Consider the following 19,721-nt stretch of genomic DNA (forward strand, 5'->3'; position numbering starts at 1 on the left):
CGCTTCGGCTATCACAGATTAGAGCGGGTGCGAGCTCGCAATTTGGGACAGGACAGAGATATGCAACGAACCCTGGAACGTATCGGACAGTATTCACGCGCAGCCCTGTTTGCTGCGTCTGTCCTTCCCCTGACGCTTGTGTCTCTGCCGGCCAGTGCCGCAGACTATCTCACTCCTGCTCCAGCAGGCGTTGCCGATGCAGGCGCTTGCAGCCAGCAGAGCGTTTTGCGCTCGGTGGTTTCCGATTTTGGCTATCAGGTACGTCATGTCCCGAACCTGCCGCAGGTCGGTATTTCGGCGATGAGCGATGTTCAGCTGACACGCTATGAGCCGAAGACCAATCCGGCCCAGATCGAACGTACCTATTGCAAGGCAACCGCCGTTCTGACCGACGGTCAGTACCGTTCGGTCTGGTATATGGTCGAAGAAGGTCAGGGCTTTGCCTCGATGGGCCGCAACGTCGAATTCTGCGTCGATGGTTTCGACCGCTGGTATGTGTACGACGCGAGCTGCCGCGTTCTTCGCTAGTGGTCTGATTCCGACATTTGCATCCCTCGGATATGAGCACTGAGCAAATGTCGGAATCAAAAGACCACTAGTAACTTTATGAATCTAGTGGATTTTTCGAATTTGACGTTTGAAACGAGATTTATATCGGACGGGTATCAAACGTCAAATTCAATCCACTAGTGTCTGCTCCAAAAGTCGCCATGCCGGTCTGCAAATGGCAATTTGTCTGCGTTCCGGTGCTCACGTACCTTTAAGTACGCTCCGCTCCGGTACTCGAAAATCACCATTTTCGCCTCGGCCTGTCGCTTTTTGATTCAGACACTGAAGCCTTGAGCAACGATTGAGTGGAGGGCATATGCTGCGGAATTTTGGTGCAGCTGCGTTTACGTTGCTCGCAGCGGCAGTTGCGAGTGTTTTGGCAGTCGCACCAAGCCATGCTGATGACGTTGCGGGCGAGTTCGACTTCTACGTCCTCGCCCTCTCCTGGTCGCCGAGCTATTGTGCCTCCGAAGGCCCCCGCGCCAACAAGCAGCAATGTGGAACCAACCGTCCTTTCGGTTTCGTGGTGCACGGTCTCTGGCCACAGAACGAATGGGGCTATCCGGCGAACTGCCAGTTCGACAATGCCCGCAGTCGGGGCAGCTATGTGCCTCGTCCAATCATTTCCCGCCTGTCGGATATCATGCCTTCTGCCGGTCTTGTCGCTTATCAATGGCGCAAACACGGCAGTTGTTCGGGCCTGTCGCAGGACGAATATTTCTCAACGCTGCGTAACGCTTTCGATCAGGTCAACATTCCGCCCAGCCTGCGCAATCTGGCGAGTGGCCGGCGTGTTGATCCCCTTCTCGTCGAAAAAGCCTTTATCGCAGCCAATCCCGGCATGAAGCCGGACGGAATTTCGATAAGCTGCAAGCGGAACTATCTTCAGGAAGTTCGCATCTGCATGACAAAAGACCTGCAATACCGCGCTTGCGGTCAGGTCGATGCCAATGCTTGCCGAAGCCGTTCCGTCATGATGCCCGCCACGCAATAAACTTTACATATCCGGTTTAGGAACGAACGATGACACAGATACTCTATTCGCCTGCTTCGCCCTACAGCGCGAAGGTGCGCATGGCCGCCCACTATGCTGGCATTCCGTTTGAAAGCGTCGTCGTCAACACCTCGGCGGAACCCGAGAACCTCATCCATGCCAATCCACTCGGAAAAATTCCGACGCTGGTGACGGATGATGGCAAATCGGTTTTCGACAGCCGTGCAATCATCCAATATCTGAACCGGGTTTCGGGTAACAAGCTCTTCCCGCGTAATGCCGAAAAGCGCACCGATGCAGAGCGCTATGAAGCCATCGCCGACGGTCTCTGCGACGTGCTTCTGGCACATGTCTATGAACGCCGTATGCGTCCCGAAGAAAAGATTCATCAGCCCTGGCTCGACCTGCAATGGCGCAAGGCTGAACGTGCACTCGATCTTCTGAACGAAGCACCGCCACGTCTGGCGGGCAAGCTGCATGGCGGTCATATCGCTGTCGCCGCCACGCTGGGCTATCTGGCGTTGCGCTTCGAGGGCAAATGGGAACGTAACCGTCCCAAGCTCAAGCGCTGGATGAAGCGCTTTCAGGAAGTGCATCCGGAATTGACGGAACTGCTGCCGCGCGGTTGATCGGTCTGGAAAGAAAAAACCCCGGATTTTCCGGGGTTCTTTTTTGCGGTCTATTGCTTCTTGTCGAGCGCCTGCAATATCCGATAGGCAGCCTTTACGCGCTCATCAATCGGATAGTTCCGGTTGGCAAGCAGAACAATTCCGATCTTCTTCGCAGGAATAAAGGCCGCATAAGCGCCAAAGCCGTTGGTTGAGCCTGTCTTGTTGAGCCACACATCAGCTGACGGTTGGCTAGGTGTATCGAATTTCTCGATTTTGTGCGACTTCAGCGCCATGTCCGACGAGTTGCCCTCAAGAAGCGTCTTGAGCGCGGTCGGATAGTTGTAGAACTCCCAGCCAAGCCCCTGATTGTTCGCATCGACACGGTAGTAACCGGTATGCGTTGCGGCGACGGCTTTCTGGAAATCAGGCTCCAGAGATGAGCTGTCGATGTTCAGTTCGACGAAGCGGGCAAGATCAAGCGCGGTGGTCTTGATGCCATAGGCTTGTGCATCCAGCGCCCCGCCCGATACCCGGATCGGCTTGTTGGCTTTGGAATAGCCGTAGGCGTAGTTCTTCATCTGGCTTTCCGGCACATTGATGAAGGTGTTCTTCAGGCCGAATGCAGGCAGAAGCTTTTGCTCCATCAAAACGTCGAACGGCTTGTCCATGCTTCGTGCCGCCAGATAGCCGAACAGGCCGATGCTGGGATTCGAATAGCGACGCTGCGTGCCTGCCGGATAGTCCGGCTTCCATTTCTTGAAATATGCCAGCATCGAACTGTCATCGGAGACAGCATCGGGAAACTGGAGGGGCAATCCGCCCGGCGTGTAGGTCCCAAGATCAAGCATGGTGATCTTGTCGAAGCTGCTGTCTGCCAGTTCGGGGGCCCATTTGGTCGCGGGATCGGACAGAGTGAACGCGCCTGTCGCCAGCCCGTAGCCGCCGAGCATTGCAGTGAAGGTCTTGCTGACCGAGCCGATCTCGAAAATCGTGTCTTCGGTGACTTTTTGCCCGCTTTCCTTCGATGCCACACCATAACCGAAGAAGTGGCTCTTGCCGTCGATGGTTATAGCGACGGCCATGCCGGGGATTTTCTGCTCGGCCATGAGCGGGCGCACCGTTTCATCGACAATACGGCGCAAGTCGCCATCATTCGCCTTGCTCGCAGCCAGCGCGCCATTATTCGGGATAATAGCGGCAGTGGTGAGGAAACCGATCAAAAGTGTCGTAGATTTTCTCATGACAGATAAATAAACCTCATGATTATGCGTTCCGCTGCATCTTTCTCAAGACATAGCCGGTATTGCGCGGTCCATTACATTGAAGCCCGCTTTGCGGGATATAAGCCTTTCAGGCCCAGCTTATATACGATGCTTGCACTGGCGCGACAAACGACGTTATCTAGCACTTGGCATTAGAAAAATTGGGGGCAACATGGTTCGACCGCATCTCCCGCTCAATTCCCTGCGCGCCTTCGAGGCATCGGCGCGCCATCTGAGCTTTACGAAGGCCGCGATTGAACTTTGCGTCACGCAGGCAGCTGTCAGCCATCAGGTCAAGAGCCTCGAAACCCGTCTGAACGTGACATTGTTCGAGCGCCTGCCCCGCGGGCTGATGCTGACGAGCGAAGGAGAAACGCTGCTTCCCACATTAAAGGACGCATTCGACAGGATTGCCGGAACGCTAGAACGTTTCGAAGCGGGGCATTATCGGGAAATCTTGCGTGTGGGTGCTGTCGGCACCTTGGCCGTCGGATGGCTACTGCCACGTTTGCGCGATTTTCAGAATCGCTACCCGTTCATCGACCTGCGGCTTTCGACCAACAACAACCGGGTGGACATTGCGGCGGAGGGACTGGATTACGCGATCCGTTTCGGGAGCGGCGCCTGGCACGGCATCGACGCAACCCGATTACTGGAAGCGCCCCTGTCGCCACTTTGCATCCCGGAACTGGCGCGCGAATTGCGAACACCGGCCGATCTCGCACGACATACTTTGCTGCGCTCCTATCGTGCCGATGAATGGACACAATGGTTTCAGGCAGCAGGCGTCACGGGCGACATGCCCCTGCCGCGAAGCATCATGTTCGATTCGTCGCTCGCGATGATGGAAGCCGCCATGCAGGGAGCGGGTATTGCGCTTGCCCCGCCACTGATGTTTTCCCGGCAATTGCTGTCGGAAACCATTGTCCAGCCGTTCGAGACGACGGTGACGATGGGCAGCTACTGGCTGACAAGGCTACAGTCGCGGACGGAAACGCAAGCGATGGCCGCATTTCGCGACTGGCTGACAGATGCCGCGAACAACTGAGCTAAACAGCGCAACAAAAAACCGGGCAGTTGCCTGCCCGGTTTTCCGTGTTCAATTATCAGATAATTAGAACTTGTAGCCAACGCCGACGCGGATGTCGTGGGTGTCGAGCTTGTTACGAACCGATTCGTTGCCGAGGTCGTAGGTCTTGTTACCGAACTGGGTGTAGCGGTATTCAACGCGGCCCAGGATGTTGTCCGTGAGCTTAGCTTCCAGACCGGCACCAGCAGTCCAACCAACGCGGAACTTGCTTTCGTCGTCAAAGCCGTTGTCGAGCTTGACCTGCGAACCGGCAACACCAGCCGTGATGTACGGCATAACCGGGTTCAGGTCGTAGCCGAGACGTGCACGCAGCGAGCCTTCGAAGCCCTGCTTAACTTCCAGACCATCCTTGGTCTTCTTGGCCCAGGAGTAGCCGGCGTCGCCTTCAACACCGTATACGAACTGGTCCTGCTGGAAGTTCCAGCCAGCGTAAGCGCCAGCCTTCATATCGTCAGGCTTAACGGTGCCTACGGTGTCGGTCTTGGCCTTGTTCCAGCCGTAGCCGAGGTACAGACCGGTGTAGCCACCAGCCCAGCTGTACTGCGGAGCCATTTCGACCGGAGCCGGAACAGGAGGCTGTTCCTGAATGGCATCAGCAGCGAAAGCAGTCGCAGAGAACGGCAGCAGCGCAGCCGAGGCGATTACGAGAGACTTAAGAGTGCGCATAGCATTCTCCTTACACAAATTACCTTTAGCGCGGTCCCTTATCGGGCGGGCGATGTTGGGAGCAAATCGTCCATGCCGCGCTGACAGGATCGACATATCGGCGGTAATTGCGGCACGAAATGCCCGCTTCTGTGGAGAGAACCTGACGAGAACATGGCAAAAATACGATGTTGCATTATCGCAACGCCGAATTCAGCCACCTATATAGTGGGATAACGTCGATTGCAGTGACGGCAACGCGCGGCGAAGTGACACGAAGCCGCTGAAATCTCTACAAATTTGTCAGTTGTGAACATTGCAGGCGCTGTTTTTAGCTGCAATCTTCCGACCGAAATGGCATGAAATCGATTGAAGAATCTCGATAAGAAAGTGTTTACCGTGTTGAACGATCAAGAGCCTCGCCTGCTTGCTAAATGCCCGGTTCTGGTCACCGGCGGCGCACGGCGCATTGGGAAGGCAATTGTCGAAGACCTTGCCGCCCATGGCTTCCCGGTCGCCATACACTATAATCACTCCATCGATGAAGGCGCCGCCCTTGCAGCGTCCATAAATGAACAAGGCGGCAAAGCCTGTGTCGTGCGCGCGGACCTTTCGTCCGAATCCGATATTCGCAATCTTGTGCAAGATGCGTCGCGCCAGATCGGGCCGATCCAGCTCCTCGTCAATAATGCATCGCTCTTTGAAGATGACCGCATCGGCCAACTGGACATGACGCTGTGGGACAAGCACTTTGCCATCCACCTCAAGGCGCCTGTCCTGCTGGCTGAAGAAATGGCAAAAGCCCTGCCCGATGGTGAAGAAGCGCTTGTCGTCAATGTCATCGACCAGCGCGTCTGGAAGCTCAATCCGAACTTCTTTTCCTACACGCTTTCAAAGACGGCCCTCTGGAACGCCACCCGAACGATGGCACAAGCGCTTGCTCCGCAGATTCGGGTCAATGCAATCGCACCTGGTCCAACATTGCCGAGCGAACGGCAGAAGCCAGGCGATTTCGAACGGCAGGTCGAGAAACTTCTTTTGCAGCGTGCGCCGGAATTGTCGGAATTTGGGCGTACTGTTCGCTATTTCTGGGAAAGCCGCTCAGTCACCGGCCAGATGATCGCACTTGATGGCGGACAGCATCTGGCATGGGAAACCCCGGATATTGCAGGAATCACCGAATGACCGGAAACCGCAAGAACAATGAGGATGCCGTTGCAAACCTGCCGTCAGATGACGAGCAGGATGTGGCCGGTATAATCATTGGTGATGCGGAAACCGACGATGATGACGAGACGGACGATATAGTCGACGTCCCTGCCTCGCCGTCCGCTGCCGATTCCATTCAATGGGATTCTTCGGATGGCCTGCCGGACATTGAAGGCCTGAGCGGTCAGGACATCATCAATGCTTTCGTGAAGCGCCTGCCGAACAATCCGGGCGTCTATCGCATGTTCAACAGCGATGGTGACGTGCTCTATGTCGGCAAGGCACGCAATCTCAAGAAGCGCGTCTCCAATTATGCGCGCGGGATCGGCCATTCTAACCGCATAACAAGGATGATCCGCGAAACGGTGACGATGGAATTCGTCGTCACCCGGACGGAAACCGAGGCCTTGCTGCTGGAAGCAAATCTCATCAAGAGATTGCGTCCGCGCTTCAACGTGCTGATGCGCGATGACAAGTCGTTTCCCTATATTCTCCTGACTGGCGACCATCGGGCACCCGGCATTTTCAAGCATCGCGGTGCACGGTCCCGCAAGGGAGACTACTTCGGCCCATTCGCCTCTGCCGGTGCTGTCGGTCGCACGATCAACGCGCTTCAGCGCGCCTTTCTGTTGCGGACATGCACGGATTCGGTTTTTGAGACACGCACCCGTCCCTGCCTTCTCTTTCAGATCAAGCGTTGTTCCGGCCCCTGCACGCACGAGATCAGCGATGAGGACTATGCCGAACTCGTCAACGAGGCCAAGGCGTTTCTGTCCGGCAAGAGCCAGTCGGTAAAAGACCACCTTGCAACGGCAATGCAAGCCGCATCGGCTGATCTCGATTTCGAACATGCAGCGGTTTACCGGGATCGTCTGGCGGCGCTTTCTCACGTCCAGTCACATCAGGGTATCAATCCACAGACGGTCGAAGAGGCTGACGTTTTCGCCATCCATCAGGAAGGCGGCATGACCTGCATTCAGGTCTTCTTCTTCCGTACCGGCCAGAACTGGGGCAATCGCGCCTATTTCCCCAAAGCGGACAGTTCGCTCGGCCCGGCAGAGGTTCTGGGGGCATTCCTGTCCCAGTTCTATGACGACAAGCCATGTCCGCGTCTGGTTCTCTTGTCCGAAACGGTTGAGGAGCAATCGCTTATTGCCGAAGCGCTCTCGACGCGAGCGGGCCATAAGGTGCAGGTCAACGTTCCACAGCGCGGCGAGAAGAAAGACCTTGTCGATCACGCCCTGACCAATGCGCGCGAAGCGCTTGGACGGCGGCTTGCCGAAACATCGTCACAGGCGCGCCTGTTGCAAGGCATGGCTGAGACCTTCGGCCTGTCCCAGCCCCCGCGCCGCATCGAGGTCTACGATAACTCGCATATCATGGGCACGAATGCCGTCGGTGGCATGATCGTCGCCGGGCCGGAAGGCTTTGTCAAAAACCAGTACCGGAAGTTTAATATCCGCTCGACCGACATTACGCCGGGCGACGACTTCGGCATGATGCGCGAGGTTATCGAGCGGCGCTTCTCACGGCTGGTCAAGGAGCATGGCACGCCGGAAGAGCCCGCTGACGCAGAAGTAACCGATACATTTCCCGCATGGCCCGATGTCATTTTGATCGACGGCGGTCAAGGCCAGGTCGGTGCGGTAAGGCAAATTCTCGGGGAGCTTGGAATCAGCCATCTCGTCAATGCAATCGGTATTGCCAAGGGCGTCGACCGTGAAGCGGGGCGCGAGCGTTTCTTCGTGGAAGGCAAACAGGCCTTCACGCTGCCGCCGCGCGATCCTGTACTTTATTTCATCCAGCGCCTGCGCGACGAAGCGCACCGGTTTGCCATCGGCACACACCGCGCCCGTCGCAAGAAGGAAATGGTCAAGAATCCGCTCGATGAAATTGCGGGAATCGGCCCATCGCGCAAGCGTGCCCTGCTGCACCATTTCGGGACTGCAAAAGCGGTTTCCAGAGCCGCGGTTGCCGATCTGATGCAGATCGAAGGTATCTCGGAAGCCATGGCCAAGACGATTCACGATCATTTTCGTGACAGATGACGCAATTTTGTCCGGGATTTATGCACAAGCGTCATTAGGTCCCGGCAGAACATATTCGCAGGTGTTGATTTTATCGGTCATCCCTGTTGATGTGCGCTAACAACGACGTGGCGGAACAATGCAGAAAAATCATACCCTCTCCTTGCCCAATATCCTCACTTACGGCCGGATCATCGCCGTTCCCCTTGTGGTATTGTGCTTCTTTGTCGAGGGGCGGCTGGAATCAAGCGATTTCGCCCGATGGACAGCTCTGGGATTGTTTATCGTCGCCAGCATTACAGACTTTTTCGACGGTTACCTCGCCCGCATCTGGAAGCAGACATCGACCATCGGTCGCATGTTGGACCCGATTGCCGACAAGCTGCTCGTATCCGCCATCCTGCTGCTTCTGGCAGCTGATGGCACGATCGCCGGCTGGACGCTGTGGGCCGCAATCATCATCCTTTGCCGCGAAATCCTTGTTTCGGGGTTGCGTGAGTATCTTGCCGAACTGAAGGTCAGCGTTCCCGTCTCCCGTCTCGCCAAATGGAAGACGACAGCACAAATGGTTGCTCTCGCTTTTCTGCTCGCAGGCCCTGCTGGTGACAAAGTCGTGCCCTATGTAACCGAAATGGGTATTGTCCTGCTTTGGATATCGGCTCTTCTGACGCTTTATACGGGCTGGGACTATTTCAAGGCGGGCCTCAAACACGTAATGGATTGATCCAGTGACGGTAAAACTCGTCTATTTTGCATGGGTGCGCGAGAAAATCGGCAAGGGTGAAGAGTTAATCGAACTTCCCTCGCCCAAAACGACAGTGGCTGACCTGATCAGCCACCTGAAATCGCGCGGTGATGAATATGAAGCCGCCTTCGAGCACGAACATGTCATCCGTGCCGCGATCAATCAGGAACATGCCGAGCACGTTGAACTCGTGAATGACGGCGATGAAGTTGCGCTCTTTCCGCCCATGACGGGAGGATGAAGTGAGCGGGCAAGAGCATTTCCGGCAAAAGTGCGGAGCGGTTTTGCGTAGGATAATGCGTAAAAGAAAAACATAGGGCGTTTTCAATGATTCAAGCAAAACTGGAAATGCCCTAATGACATGCCCACTTTTCGTCGGCATAAGAAGTGAAGACTTCGACACGGCAGCGGAACTGCGCAAGCTTGAGCATGGGCGCACGGATATCGGCGCTATCGTCACCTTTACCGGGCTGTGTCGCGATGAAAGCGGCACGCTTTCCGCTCTGGAACTGGAGCATTATCCGGGCATGGCCGAAGCGGAAATCACCCGCATCGCCCGACAGGCCATCGAGCGCTGGCCGATAACAGCCCTCACGATCATTCACCGTTACGGACTCATCAAACCGGGCGAAAACATCGTTCTGGTTGCAGCAGCGTCGTCGCATCGACATGCGGCTTTCGAGGCCGCCTCATTCCTGATGGACTACATGAAAACCGACGCCCCATTCTGGAAGCGGGAACATCTCGCAGATGGTTCGGTTGGTGGCTGGGTGTCGTCCAAAGAGGAAGACGAAAAGATCCGTGAACGCTGGAAACAGTCGTAATCTTTCGATTGCCAGCTATTCTGTTGATCTCTATTTCTCATTTTAATCGTGAATTAACTATTTAACCCCCTAGAATAATGGCTGATTTAGGTGGTGTGTTCTTGCGCTGCCACAATTTTCACATGAAGATTTCGCTAATGTCGGCATGATGAATCAGACGCTGACAAGCGATAATGAAAGACAGATTGGAAACCGCATCAGCGCCATCTGTCTTGCAACAGATGACGCGTGCGGGAACGGAAGTTTCGGGCTTTGACGATGCGAAATGGACTGGCAAAAACCCTTTCAATTGCTGCGGCACTCGTGGTCGGCATTGGCGCGCTTGGTGGCGCTGCCTTATTCCTGACCACGTCGATGCCGACGAGCAGCATTGCCGCGGAAAAAACCGTCAGCGGCAAGGTGATGTATCGTGAGCGTATCGCGCTGCCACCGGAGGCAAACCTGACGGTTCAGCTTTCCGATGTCTCGCTGGCCGACGCTCCTTCCAAAGTCATTGGCGAAACGCGGATTGAATCCGTTCAGGGATCGCCGATCCCGTTTGCCATCAATTTTGATACGGACCAGATTCAGCCCGGTCATACCTATGCCCTGCAGGCGCGCATTTCGGCAGGCGATACGCTATGGTTCGTCAATGACGAGCGCTATACCATCGATCCGGAGAACCCCGGCGAACCGGCAGAAATCAAGGTTGTGATGGTTCGCAAGAGCGGTGATGAAGGCGTTACCATCGGCATCGAGGGCAAGGACTGGCTCGCGGAAGACATTCAGGGCGGCGGCGTGATCGACAATGCTCAGACGACGCTGACGGTTTCGAGCGACGGTGCCGTCAGTGGCTCAGGCGGCTGCAACCGTTATTTCAGCAAGGCGGTCGTGACCGGGGAAAACATTTCCTTTGCCGATATCGGATCGACCTATGTCCAGTGCCCGCCTGCCCTCATGAACCAGGAACGCAAGTTCCTCGATGTGCTCGGCAAAACCAAGTCCTACAAGATCGACATGGGCAAGCTTGTTCTCTTCGATGACGAAGGAAAAGAAATGGCAAGGCTCGCACAGAGCCTCTGAGATTTGCTTCTGCGCGTCATCTCACCCAACAAAAAAAGCCCGGCAATGCCGGGCTTTTTCTCTGAATTCCGGGTGGGATTAGCCGACGATTTCGGTGCCCGAGAACCAGTAAGCGATTTCTTCTGCAGCGGTTTCTGGAGCGTCCGAACCGTGCACGGAGTTTTCGCCGATCGACAGGGCGAATTCCTTGCGGATGGTGCCTTCGTCAGCGTTGGCCGGGTTGGTTGCACCCATGACTTCGCGGTTCTTGGCGATGGCGTTTTCGCCTTCCAGAACCTGAACGATCGTCGGGCCGGAAGACATGAATTCGGTCAGTTCGCCGAAGAACGGGCGATCCTTGTGAACAGCATAGAAGCCTTCAGCTTCACGCAGGCTCATCCAGACGCGCTTCGAAGCGACGACGCGCAGGCCAGCTGCTTCAAGCTTGGCAGTGATTGCGCCGGTCAGGTTGCGGCGGGTCGCATCGGGCTTGATCATGGAGAAGGTACGTTCGATTGCCATTATGACACCTTGTTCGCTGGAATTTTTAGAAAAGTGAGGCTCTATACCGTCGATAGGCCGAATTGCCAAGAGGCCGTTCAATTTAGAACACATCGCATACCGCCTAGCAGCTTGAGACGACGGAAATTTGAAGGCATAGATAATGCCACTCTGATTCAGGCTATCGGGTAGCGGGGAACTTGTATGGAACAGCATTTTCAAATGTTTGCGTGGTACAATCGCTGGGCCAACGAACTGCTCTATGCCGCTGCCGCCGATCTGAGCGACGAGGAATACCGGCTCGATCTTGGGCTGTTCTTCGGTTCGATCCATCGCACGCTCAACCATCTTCTGGTCACCGACCGCATCTGGATGAAGCGGTTTACCGGCGAAGGCGACCATCCAAAGCAACTCGACGCCATCATCACCGACAATTTCATCACGCTGCGCGATCTGCGTCATGCCGAAGATGAACGCATCTGCCGGTACACCGACTCCTTGAACGCCGACAAGCTTGCTGGACGTTTTACCTATACGACCGTTTCGGACCTGCGCACGATGAGCCAGCGGCTTGCGCCTTCGCTGGCGCATCTGTTCAATCACCAGACCCATCATCGCGGCCAGATCCACGCGGCATTGACGCGGCTCGGTACCGACGCTCCGTCGCTCGACCTCTCACAATTCCAGCGAACCGAAGGCGGACGCCGCTTCGCCTGACTGATGTTGATACTTGCGGAAACGCTTCAAGCCGTGCAAAAGCGCTTTCACCATGCTTATCCTTGACGACATCTCCGTACGAATTGCCGGACGCCTCTTGATCGACCATGCCAGCGTAACGCTGCCTGCGGGGTCGAAGACGGGTTTCGTCGGCCGCAACGGCACCGGCAAATCCACGCTGTTTCGTGTGATCACGGGCGATCTTGCGCCGGAAACAGGCAGCATCTCGCTTCCGAAAAATACCCGTATCGGTCAGGTGGCGCAGGAAGCGCCCGGCACCGAGGACGCACTGATTGAAATCGTCATGAAGGCGGACAAGGAGCGCACAGCACTTCTTGAAGAGGCCGACACGGCAACCGACCCGCACCGCATTGCGGAAATTCATACACGCCTTGCCGATATCAATGCGCATTCGGCGGAAGCTCGCGCAGGCGCCATTCTGTCCGGTCTCGGTTTCAACGCCGAAGCACAACGCCAGCCTGCGTCCGCCTTTTCCGGCGGCTGGCGCATGCGCGTCGCTCTGGCCGCAGTTCTTTTCGCCGAACCGGACCTGCTGCTCCTCGACGAACCGACCAACTATCTCGACCTTGAAGGCGTGCTGTGGCTGGTCGACTATGTGAAGCGCTATCCGCACACCGTCATCATCATCAGCCACGACCGTGATCTCCTGAACTCGGCGACCAGTTCGATCATGCATCTCGACCAGAAGAAGATCAGCTTCTGGCGTGGCAATTACGATCAGTTCGAGCGCCAGCGCCACGAAATGCTGGAATTGCAGCAGAAGGCCCACGCCAAGCAGGAAGCCCACCGCAAGCACATGGAATCCTTCGTGGAACGGTTCCGTGCCAAGGCCACCAAGGCCCGTCAGGCGCAATCGCGCATGAAGGCTTTGGAAAAGCTCAAGCCAATTGAGCTTTATGTTGAAAGCAATGTGCAGCCGTTTCGTTTTCCGGATGCCGACAAAAAGACGGCATCGCCTGTCATCGCGCTTGATAATGCCGATGTCGGTTATGTGCCGGGCAAGCCGGTCCTTCGCAATGTGACCTTGCGCATCGACAATGATGACCGCATCGCCCTCCTCGGCTCGAACGGTAACGGTAAGTCAACGCTTGCAAAGCTGATTGCCGGTCGTCTGACGCCGGAAAAAGGCACGCTCACGCTTTCGCCGAGCCTGAAAGTCGCATTCTTCGCACAGCATCAGATGGACGATCTGATTCCTGAAGACAATGCCATCGAGCATGTGCGCAAACTCATGCCGACGGAACCGGAAGCGAAGGTGCGCGCGCGCGTTGCGCAGATGGGCCTGTCGACCGAGAAGATGCTGACGCCGGCCAAAGACCTGTCCGGTGGCGAGAAAGCGCGCCTCCTGATGGGACTTGCGACCTTTCATGGTCCCAACCTGTTGATCCTCGACGAACCGACCAACCATCTCGACATCGACAGCCGCGAGGAGCTTGTGCATGCGCTGAACGCTTTCAACGGCGCGGTTATCCTGATTGCCCACGACCGCCATCTTATCGAAGCCACGATGGAACGACTCTGGTTGGTCCGCGAAGGCGGCGTGAAGGCGTTTGAAGGCGATCTCGATGAATACCGACAGATCGTTCTTGCTGATGCCAAGGGAGAACCGGCTGCCGACCGCGACGATAACGCCAAGGTCAACAAGGCTGAACAGCGAAAGCTCGCCGCCCAGAAGCGCGAAGCCATGGCGCCGCTGCAGAAAAAGATCAAGGAAACCGAAGCCTTGATTCAAAAACTGCAGAAACAGATTCAAGGCTTCTCGTCGCAACTGGAAGACCCGGCGCTTTACGAGAAGGAACCTCAGAAGGCGGTCCGGATCAACAAGGACATGAGCGATACCCGTTCTGCACTTGCGGATGCAGAGGACAAGTGGCTGGAGCTTTCCACCGAATATGAAGAAGCTATGGCCGATTAAAAATCGGCCTTCTGTCTGTCGGCAGAGTCCTACGTGAACATAAGCAAGATCACGACCCCCAACACGATCCAGCCGATGACACGCATGGCAACCGGCAGAGGACGGGGCATGAACCGCACCGCGAGAAGCGCGAAAATGACGGTCAGAACGGGAAACCCGAAATAAAGGGCGGCGTAACCGCTCTGCCCTTCAAAAGAAGAGCCGAAGACGCCAAGCTTTTCGAGCGGTATCAGCGCAACCAGCGCTGCAAGAGCCGAAAGCAGCAACAGCAGCAATCTGTCGGAAATTTTGCAGAGCATCGTCATCAATCAGCTCTGGGGACGCAGGCGCGTGCGCATCAAGGCATAAAGACCGAATGCACCGAGGATCAGACCTATGGTCGTATAGACCTCGTCCGGCGTTTCCGCTCCACGACGCAATACGAGATCGGCTTTTGAAAGCTGAAGCCCATCCGTGTTTCCCTGCACCAGACGGAACGCATAAAGCCCCGGAATGACTGGATCGATATCGCCCGCACTCTGGCGCAGAACGCTGCCATCCTGCGGGCGGTCCGTATTGATGGAACCGCTCGTCGAGGCGAAATCGAGCCCCTGAGAGAGAACCGGCTGGCCGTCGCGGCTGACCGCAAGGGTCACCGCCGAGCGCCTTTCCGCAGGTACGTAACCCGGCAAAGGCGTTGCATCAATGAACACACGCACCGGCCCATCGTCCGCCGACAGCCTGACTTCCTGTATCTTGAAGCCGCTTTGGCGGTTTTCAAGCATGGCCCAGCGCCCGATTTCGCTGCCGGTGAAATGGCGCATATACCAAGGATAACCGATGGCGAGCCCGAAACCGGCGACGATCATCAAAATAAATAGCAATCGCGTCACGCTTTGCGCTCCCAACGGCGATCGGGCGTTTGCTGCCAGTAGGTCAAGTCGTGGCTCCCCGCCTTGAAATTTTTCCACTGCCCTCGGGCAATATCGAGCTGATCCTGATCGTGGCCGTCGAACATGACGACAAGACGTTCATAGGCATCCGCCTGTTCCAGTCCTGCGCCTTCAACGAGAAAGCGCACCGTCGCTCCATTCGGATTGGCTTCACTGGTCGTCAGCAGAACCGGCTGGTGTTCGGGATGAGGCTCTTTATCGGTGCCATGCGCCACGAAGGACGTATCGGAGAAGGTCCAGAGCAAACCATCCAGCGCATCGCGTCTTTCCTCGCTGACAGTCTGGATCGTGACGCGCCAGCCGCGCCCGAGCGAGCGCTCGACCAGACCGGGCAAGGCCTCATCGAGCGTCGATTCCGTCAGATGGTAGAAGAGAATTTCCGCCATGCGCTATCCGTTTCGGGAATGGGTGAAGAAATTGATTCCGCTTCTCCACCCATCCTTTTGTTTGGAAAAGATTTTAGCTTTCGAAATGATCCCGGACAAGGCGGTCCAGCAAGCGGACGCCATAACCTGAAGCCCATGTCTGGCTATACTCGTTTGCTGGCGACCCCATAGCCGTTCCGGCAACGTCGAGATGCGCCCAAGCGGTTTCGCCGACAAAGCGCTTCAGGAACTGTGCCGCCGTGATCGATCCGCCGTAACGGCCAGCGCTGTTCTTCATATCGGCAAACTTCGAATCGATCATCTTGTCGTATTCGGTGCCGAGCGGCAGGCGCCACAGCTTTTCACCGGTCAACTGGCCTGCATCATAAAGCTGATCCGCAAGCTCGTCGTCATTGGAGAAGAGGCCGGCGTGATACTGGCCGAGAGCAACCATGACAGCGCCCGTAAGGGTGGCCAGATTGATGATGAAGCGCGGCTTGAAACGGTCATTCGTGTAGTGCAGCGCATCGGCGAGAACGAGACGGCCTTCGGCATCGGTGTTGATGACTTCAATCGTCTGTCCCGACATGGATGTAACGATGTCACCCGGGCGCTGGGCATTGCCATCCGGCATGTTTTCAACAAGGCCGATAATGCCGATGGCATTGACCTTTGCCTTGCGTCCAGCCAGAGCGCGCATCAGACCAGTAACGGCTGCCGCGCCACCCATGTCGCCCTTCATGTCTTCCATGCCAGCGGCAGGCTTGATGGAAATACCGCCCGTATCGAACACCACGCCCTTGCCGACAAAGGCAACCGGCTTTTCCTTGCTCTTCGCGCCCTGCCATTCCATGATAACCAGTCGCGGCGGGCGAACGGAACCCTGTGCCACGCCGAGAAGCGCGCCCATGCCGAGCTTCTTCATTTCCTTCTCGCCGAGAACCTCGATCTTCACGCCAAGCTTTTCGAGCTTTTCAGCTTCCTGTGCAAATTCGACCGGGCCGAGAATGTTCGCAGGCTCATTGACGAGATTGCGCGCCTGGATAACACCGTCCGCAACCGCTTCAGCAACTTCAAAAGCCCGCTTCGCCGTGTGCGGATCAGCGACGCAGATGCTGATCTTGGCAGCGTGTTTCGGATCGCCATTTTCCTCATTGTTCTTGCGCGTCTTGTAGCGCTCGAACTTGTAGGAGCGCAGAATCATACCAAGCGCGAGATCAGCTGCTTCGTCACCGGCAATGGTGGTTTCAGGCAATGCAAGCGTCACCGTTGCGCGCTCGGCTTTACCGATTCGTGAAAATGCAGCGCCGCCGATCTTCAACCAATCGTCATTGCCAAGCTTGCCCGGTTCACCGACGCCGACCAGAACAATCTTGTCGACACCGCTGGACGTGGTTTCGATCGCCTCAGCGGTCTTGCCGAGAGCACCGGTGAATCCGGAAATTTCGGCAATGCGCTTGATCTTTTCCGCACCGCCAGCAGCCTGAGCCGCCTCATCCGCAAAGCCGCCGCCCTTGGCGACGAGGACGATGGACACGCCTTTTTCCGGTGCTGCAAAATCGCTGAAAGAGATCGAAGGACGTTTAGACATGACAACTCCAAACTTGGTGTCGATTTGAGAATGACACGATTGTGTCGCGACTTTTCCCCACTCATGTGAGACGAATATGGCGAAACAGCAAGAGTTGATGCTAGATTGTCCAGTTTTAGCCCGAGGAAAACCGTGCAGGACACAATTGCAAACCCGTCTTACCTGCTCCGCACAAAAACTGGTTGCCATGAGCCGACTCATCGCTCATTAACAGGGCCCATTAATGGGAGTAGCAGAGCTGGCATCTTCCTAATGCTTTTAGTAGTCTGTTAACCGCGTTTATTGGGCCAATCTTAGCCAAGCGTCATTAAGTTTAATGATTATCACGAGTGCTGCTGCCCTTTCGGGTGCGCACTCCTTCAACGGAACCGGGATGTAGACTCCACCTATGCGATTGATTGAGTTGTACATCTTGCGCCGGGTGGCGATCATGTTCCTAGCAGTGCTTGGGGCGGCGGTCGGTATTACCTGGACTGTGCAGGTGCTCCAGCGCATCGACTTTCTGACCACAAGCGGACAGACATTCCAGACCATCATTCAGTTCAGCTCGCTGTTGATCCCGTCGGCCATCCCTCTCGTGATGCCGTTTGCGCTGATTATTGCGATCACCCAGACGCTTTCGACGATGAACCAGGATTCCGAGCTCGTCGTCATCAATGCGTCGGGCGCACCGCGCAGCGCGGTCATGCGTCCAATCCTGATTCTTGCAGCCGTCATTTCCGTCGTCTCGTTTCTCGTCGCCAATTATGTCGATCCCTATGCGCGCATGAACATGCGCGCGATGATTGCCAATGCCAGCGCCGACCTGATGAATGTCATCGTTCAGGAAGGCAACTTCCGGAAACTGGCGGATAATCTCTATATTCAGGTCGCAGAACGACGCGCAGACGGCAGCATTGGCGGGCTTTTCATTGCCGATTCACGCGATCCGTCGCTCGACCTCATCTATTACGCCGCAGATGGCGCGATTGCGTCGACGCCGACTGGCGACATGCTTTTGATGCAGAACGGTGAAGTGCAGCGGCGTGATGTGTCGGATGGCACCGTCTCGATCATCAAGTTCAATTCCTACGCATTCGATCTCAGCCAGTTCGCCTCGGCTGGCGACGATTTCGTTATCTACGCGAAGGATCGTCCGCTTTCCTACCTGTTGAATCCGGACCCGAACGATCCGATCCTTCAGACCCGTCCATTGCGCTACAAGGCCGAATTGCATCGCCGTCTGACGCAATGGCTCTATCCGGTTGTCTTTGCAATGATCGCACTGGCTTTTGCGGGCGATTCCCGCTCGCATCGCGAAGCCCGCGTATCGGCGTCCTTCTCGGCGATCAGCACCGCCCTTCTCGTCTATTGGGCAGGCTATTTCGCGTCCGACCGGGCAGACAAGGATGCAGGCTATATCGTTGTCATGTATCTCGTTCCTGCCGCTGTCATTCTTGTGACGGGCTTTGCGCTCGCTACCGGGCGACGGATCGGCCTGCCGGACAAATGGAACGACCGTATTCTCGACAATTTCGACAATCTGAGAAACCGTGTTTCGGAGCGCTATGCCCGTCTCACTGGACGTTCGCGCAATAAAGCCGGAGGTCAGGCATGATCGGCTGGACGCTTGGACGCTATTTCTTCATCCGCTACGTGCAGATCACGTTCTATTTTCTGCTCGGTATCTTTGCATTGTCCCTGCTTCTCGATTTTACCGAGAATGCGAGCAAGCTTTCGAACCTGCCGGACTATTCGGTATGGGCGGCGCTTGGCCTTTCCGCCATGCGCGTTCCGTTCATCATGCAGCAGATGATCCCGTTCGTTGCCCTGTTTTCCGCAATGGCGACGCTCATCTCGCTCAACAGAAAATACGAACTCGTTGTCGCCCGCTCCGTTGGCGTGTCGGCCTGGCAATTCCTTCTGCCTGCCTGTTTCGGCGCTTTCCTGTTTGGCCTTGCCACCATCTTCATCCTCAATCCGTTTGCTGCCTACGGCTTTGCCAAGGCCGACGAGATTGCATCGACATGGAAGACCGGCAAGGTTACCGACGTTTCCGCCTTGCGCGATCCTTGGCTGCGCCAGAAAACGGATGAAGGCGAAACCATCATCGGCGCAAAAAGCATTCTGGATCAGGGCGCGACACTTGCCGATGCGACATTCATTCAGTTCGATGAAAAGAAGAACATCAAGGTCCGTTACGATGCGCGGACTGCGCAGCTGAAGGACGGTCATTGGGAGCTTACCGACGTGACGCGATTCGCGCGCGGCGAAGAACCCCAGAAAATGGCGAGTTTCCAGATAGAGACGCAGCTGCGCCCGGAATATGTGGAAGAGAAGCTCGCGACGCCCGACACGATCCCCTTCACGCAGTTGCGTCACAAGATCGAAGTCGCGCGTTCGTTCGGTTATTCGGCAAACGCATTTGACATGCAATACCAGTCACTTCTGGCATTGCCGGCATTGCTGATGGCGATGACTCTCATTGCTGCAACAGTGTCGTTGAAATTTGTGCGATTTGGTCAGTCAGGAGCGATGATTCTGGGTGGCGTTATCGCAGGCTTCATGCTTTATGTCGTTTCGGTGCTGGTGAAGGCATTCGGGAATGCGGGATTCGTTCCGCCGTTCGTGGCTGCCTGGGTTCCGGTTGTTATCGCGACATTCTTTGGTGTCTCCTTTCTGTTGCATAAGGAGGATGGTTAG

Annotated in this window: 21 protein-coding genes; 14 read left to right on the plus strand and 7 right to left on the minus strand. The window is 56.0% G+C overall.

Annotated elements, in window-relative coordinates; genetic code table 11:
- The first annotated feature begins 60 nt into the window (after positions 1–60).
- From OANT_RS13400 to OANT_RS13410, 3 genes are all read left to right on the plus strand, one after another.
- Complete coding sequence (locus tag OANT_RS13400) at positions 61–528, plus strand: phage portal protein (RefSeq protein ID WP_010661686.1); 468 nt, start codon at positions 61–63, stop codon at positions 526–528.
- A gap of 337 nt (positions 529–865) precedes the next feature.
- Positions 866–1,543, plus strand: a complete 678-nt coding sequence (locus tag OANT_RS13405; protein ID WP_012092380.1) for a ribonuclease T2 family protein — start codon at positions 866–868, stop codon at positions 1,541–1,543.
- A gap of 29 nt (positions 1,544–1,572) precedes the next feature.
- On the plus strand, positions 1,573–2,172 hold the full coding sequence (locus OANT_RS13410) for a glutathione S-transferase (protein ID WP_010661684.1): 600 nt from the start codon (positions 1,573–1,575) through the stop codon (positions 2,170–2,172).
- A gap of 50 nt (positions 2,173–2,222) precedes the next feature.
- Here the strand turns inward: OANT_RS13410 and blaOCH are convergent, their stop codons facing one another.
- Positions 2,223–3,395: an OCH family extended-spectrum class C beta-lactamase gene (gene blaOCH / locus OANT_RS13415; protein WP_012092381.1), complete on the minus strand. Its 1,173-nt coding sequence runs from the start codon at positions 3,393–3,395 to the stop codon at positions 2,223–2,225.
- Positions 3,396–3,588: 193 nt separating this feature from the next.
- On the opposite strand from blaOCH, the gene OANT_RS13420 reads away from it, so the two are divergent.
- Positions 3,589–4,464, plus strand: a complete 876-nt coding sequence (locus OANT_RS13420; protein WP_012092382.1) for a LysR family transcriptional regulator — start codon at positions 3,589–3,591, stop codon at positions 4,462–4,464.
- 66 nt (positions 4,465–4,530) lie between these two features.
- Here OANT_RS13420 and omp25 read toward each other — a convergent pair whose 3' ends face one another.
- Entirely contained in the window at positions 4,531–5,172 is a 642-nt protein-coding gene (gene omp25, locus OANT_RS13425) for an outer membrane protein Omp25 (RefSeq protein ID WP_010661681.1), read from the minus strand.
- 348 nt (positions 5,173–5,520) lie between these two features.
- Here omp25 and OANT_RS13430 point away from each other — a divergent pair, with 348 nt between their 5' ends.
- From OANT_RS13430 to OANT_RS13455, 6 genes are all read left to right on the plus strand, one after another.
- Positions 5,521–6,336, plus strand: a complete 816-nt coding sequence (locus tag OANT_RS13430; RefSeq protein WP_036580704.1) for an SDR family oxidoreductase — start codon at positions 5,521–5,523, stop codon at positions 6,334–6,336.
- Positions 6,333–8,408 (plus strand): excinuclease ABC subunit UvrC, encoded by a 2,076-nt coding sequence (gene uvrC / locus OANT_RS13435; protein WP_010661679.1) that lies wholly within the window; start codon positions 6,333–6,335, stop codon positions 8,406–8,408. The genes OANT_RS13430 and uvrC overlap by 4 nt, the downstream gene beginning before the upstream one ends.
- A 118-nt stretch (positions 8,409–8,526) precedes the next feature.
- A complete protein-coding gene (gene pgsA, locus OANT_RS13440) occupies positions 8,527–9,111 on the plus strand; it encodes a CDP-diacylglycerol--glycerol-3-phosphate 3-phosphatidyltransferase (RefSeq protein WP_010661678.1) in 585 nt (194 codons plus the stop codon).
- Between the two features lie 4 nt (positions 9,112–9,115).
- Positions 9,116–9,373, plus strand: coding sequence for a molybdopterin converting factor subunit 1 (gene moaD / locus OANT_RS13445; RefSeq protein WP_010661677.1), 258 nt, complete (start codon positions 9,116–9,118; stop codon positions 9,371–9,373).
- 115 nt (positions 9,374–9,488) lie between these two features.
- Positions 9,489–9,956 (plus strand): molybdenum cofactor biosynthesis protein MoaE, encoded by a 468-nt coding sequence (locus OANT_RS13450; protein ID WP_010661676.1) that lies wholly within the window; start codon positions 9,489–9,491, stop codon positions 9,954–9,956.
- 258 nt (positions 9,957–10,214) lie between these two features.
- On the plus strand, positions 10,215–11,018 hold the full coding sequence (locus OANT_RS13455; RefSeq protein WP_012092384.1) for a YbaY family lipoprotein: 804 nt from the start codon (positions 10,215–10,217) through the stop codon (positions 11,016–11,018).
- Positions 11,019–11,096: 78 nt separating this feature from the next.
- Here the strand turns inward: OANT_RS13455 and ndk are convergent, their stop codons facing one another.
- Positions 11,097–11,519: a nucleoside-diphosphate kinase gene (ndk, locus tag OANT_RS13460; RefSeq protein WP_010661674.1), complete on the minus strand. Its 423-nt coding sequence runs from the start codon at positions 11,517–11,519 to the stop codon at positions 11,097–11,099.
- Between the two features lie 183 nt (positions 11,520–11,702).
- Here ndk and OANT_RS13465 point away from each other — a divergent pair, with 183 nt between their 5' ends.
- Together OANT_RS13465 and OANT_RS13470 are read left to right on the plus strand one after the other, a co-directional pair.
- Positions 11,703–12,215 carry a DinB family protein gene (locus tag OANT_RS13465; protein ID WP_012092385.1) on the plus strand — a complete coding sequence of 171 codons (513 nt, stop codon included), beginning with the start codon at positions 11,703–11,705 and terminating at the stop codon, positions 12,213–12,215.
- A 52-nt stretch (positions 12,216–12,267) separates the two neighbouring features.
- On the plus strand, positions 12,268–14,151 hold the full coding sequence (locus OANT_RS13470; protein WP_012092386.1) for an ABC-F family ATP-binding cassette domain-containing protein: 1,884 nt from the start codon (positions 12,268–12,270) through the stop codon (positions 14,149–14,151).
- Between the two features lie 29 nt (positions 14,152–14,180).
- Here the strand turns inward: OANT_RS13470 and OANT_RS13475 are convergent, their stop codons facing one another.
- The 4 genes from OANT_RS13475 to OANT_RS13490 form a co-directional block, all read right to left on the minus strand.
- Complete coding sequence (locus OANT_RS13475) at positions 14,181–14,456, minus strand: hypothetical protein (protein WP_012092387.1); 276 nt, start codon at positions 14,454–14,456, stop codon at positions 14,181–14,183.
- Between the two features lie 3 nt (positions 14,457–14,459).
- The gene (gene bspB, locus OANT_RS13480; protein ID WP_012092388.1) at positions 14,460–15,023 is read right to left on the minus strand and encodes a type IV secretion system effector BspB; all 564 of its coding nucleotides are present in this window, start codon (positions 15,021–15,023) and stop codon (positions 14,460–14,462) included.
- Positions 15,020–15,469: a DNA polymerase III subunit chi gene (locus OANT_RS13485; RefSeq protein ID WP_012092389.1), complete on the minus strand. Its 450-nt coding sequence runs from the start codon at positions 15,467–15,469 to the stop codon at positions 15,020–15,022. Before OANT_RS13485 ends, bspB begins: the two co-directional genes overlap by 4 nt.
- A 73-nt stretch (positions 15,470–15,542) precedes the next feature.
- Positions 15,543–17,039 (minus strand): leucyl aminopeptidase, encoded by a 1,497-nt coding sequence (locus OANT_RS13490; protein ID WP_012092390.1) that lies wholly within the window; start codon positions 17,037–17,039, stop codon positions 15,543–15,545.
- 388 nt (positions 17,040–17,427) lie between these two features.
- On the opposite strand from OANT_RS13490, the gene lptF reads away from it, so the two are divergent.
- Positions 17,428–18,636: an LPS export ABC transporter permease LptF gene (lptF, locus tag OANT_RS13495; protein ID WP_010661667.1), complete on the plus strand. Its 1,209-nt coding sequence runs from the start codon at positions 17,428–17,430 to the stop codon at positions 18,634–18,636.
- A complete protein-coding gene (lptG, locus tag OANT_RS13500) occupies positions 18,633–19,721 on the plus strand; it encodes an LPS export ABC transporter permease LptG (protein WP_012092391.1) in 1,089 nt (362 codons plus the stop codon). The genes lptF and lptG overlap by 4 nt, the downstream gene beginning before the upstream one ends.

Origin of the sequence: Brucella anthropi ATCC 49188 (assembly GCF_000017405.1) — a bacterium.
GTDB classification, from domain to species: domain Bacteria; phylum Pseudomonadota; class Alphaproteobacteria; order Rhizobiales; family Rhizobiaceae; genus Brucella; species Brucella anthropi.

Excerpts from the sequence above, each read along its gene's own strand:
- OANT_RS13420 (WP_012092382.1), top strand. The coding sequence starts at position 3,589 with ATGGTTCGACCGCATCTCCCGCTCAATTCCCTGCGCGCCTTCGAGGCA.
- OANT_RS13400 (WP_010661686.1), top strand. The coding sequence starts at position 61 with ATGCAACGAACCCTGGAACGTATCGGACAGTATTCACGCGCAGCCCTG.
- OANT_RS13450 (WP_010661676.1), top strand. The coding sequence starts at position 9,489 with ATGACATGCCCACTTTTCGTCGGCATAAGAAGTGAAGACTTCGACACG.
- lptG (WP_012092391.1), top strand. The coding sequence starts at position 18,633 with ATGATCGGCTGGACGCTTGGACGCTATTTCTTCATCCGCTACGTGCAG.
- OANT_RS13405 (WP_012092380.1), top strand. The coding sequence starts at position 866 with ATGCTGCGGAATTTTGGTGCAGCTGCGTTTACGTTGCTCGCAGCGGCA.
- OANT_RS13475 (WP_012092387.1), bottom strand. The coding sequence starts at position 14,456 with ATGACGATGCTCTGCAAAATTTCCGACAGATTGCTGCTGTTGCTGCTT.
- OANT_RS13455 (WP_012092384.1), top strand. The coding sequence starts at position 10,215 with ATGCGAAATGGACTGGCAAAAACCCTTTCAATTGCTGCGGCACTCGTG.
- OANT_RS13410 (WP_010661684.1), top strand. The coding sequence starts at position 1,573 with ATGACACAGATACTCTATTCGCCTGCTTCGCCCTACAGCGCGAAGGTG.
- ndk (WP_010661674.1), bottom strand. The coding sequence starts at position 11,519 with ATGGCAATCGAACGTACCTTCTCCATGATCAAGCCCGATGCGACCCGC.
- omp25 (WP_010661681.1), bottom strand. The coding sequence starts at position 5,172 with ATGCGCACTCTTAAGTCTCTCGTAATCGCCTCGGCTGCGCTGCTGCCG.
- blaOCH (WP_012092381.1), bottom strand. The coding sequence starts at position 3,395 with ATGAGAAAATCTACGACACTTTTGATCGGTTTCCTCACCACTGCCGCT.
- uvrC (WP_010661679.1), top strand. The coding sequence starts at position 6,333 with ATGACCGGAAACCGCAAGAACAATGAGGATGCCGTTGCAAACCTGCCG.
- OANT_RS13470 (WP_012092386.1), top strand. The coding sequence starts at position 12,268 with ATGCTTATCCTTGACGACATCTCCGTACGAATTGCCGGACGCCTCTTG.
- pgsA (WP_010661678.1), top strand. The coding sequence starts at position 8,527 with ATGCAGAAAAATCATACCCTCTCCTTGCCCAATATCCTCACTTACGGC.
- OANT_RS13485 (WP_012092389.1), bottom strand. The coding sequence starts at position 15,469 with ATGGCGGAAATTCTCTTCTACCATCTGACGGAATCGACGCTCGATGAG.
- lptF (WP_010661667.1), top strand. The coding sequence starts at position 17,428 with ATGCGATTGATTGAGTTGTACATCTTGCGCCGGGTGGCGATCATGTTC.
- OANT_RS13465 (WP_012092385.1), top strand. The coding sequence starts at position 11,703 with ATGGAACAGCATTTTCAAATGTTTGCGTGGTACAATCGCTGGGCCAAC.
- OANT_RS13490 (WP_012092390.1), bottom strand. The coding sequence starts at position 17,039 with ATGTCTAAACGTCCTTCGATCTCTTTCAGCGATTTTGCAGCACCGGAA.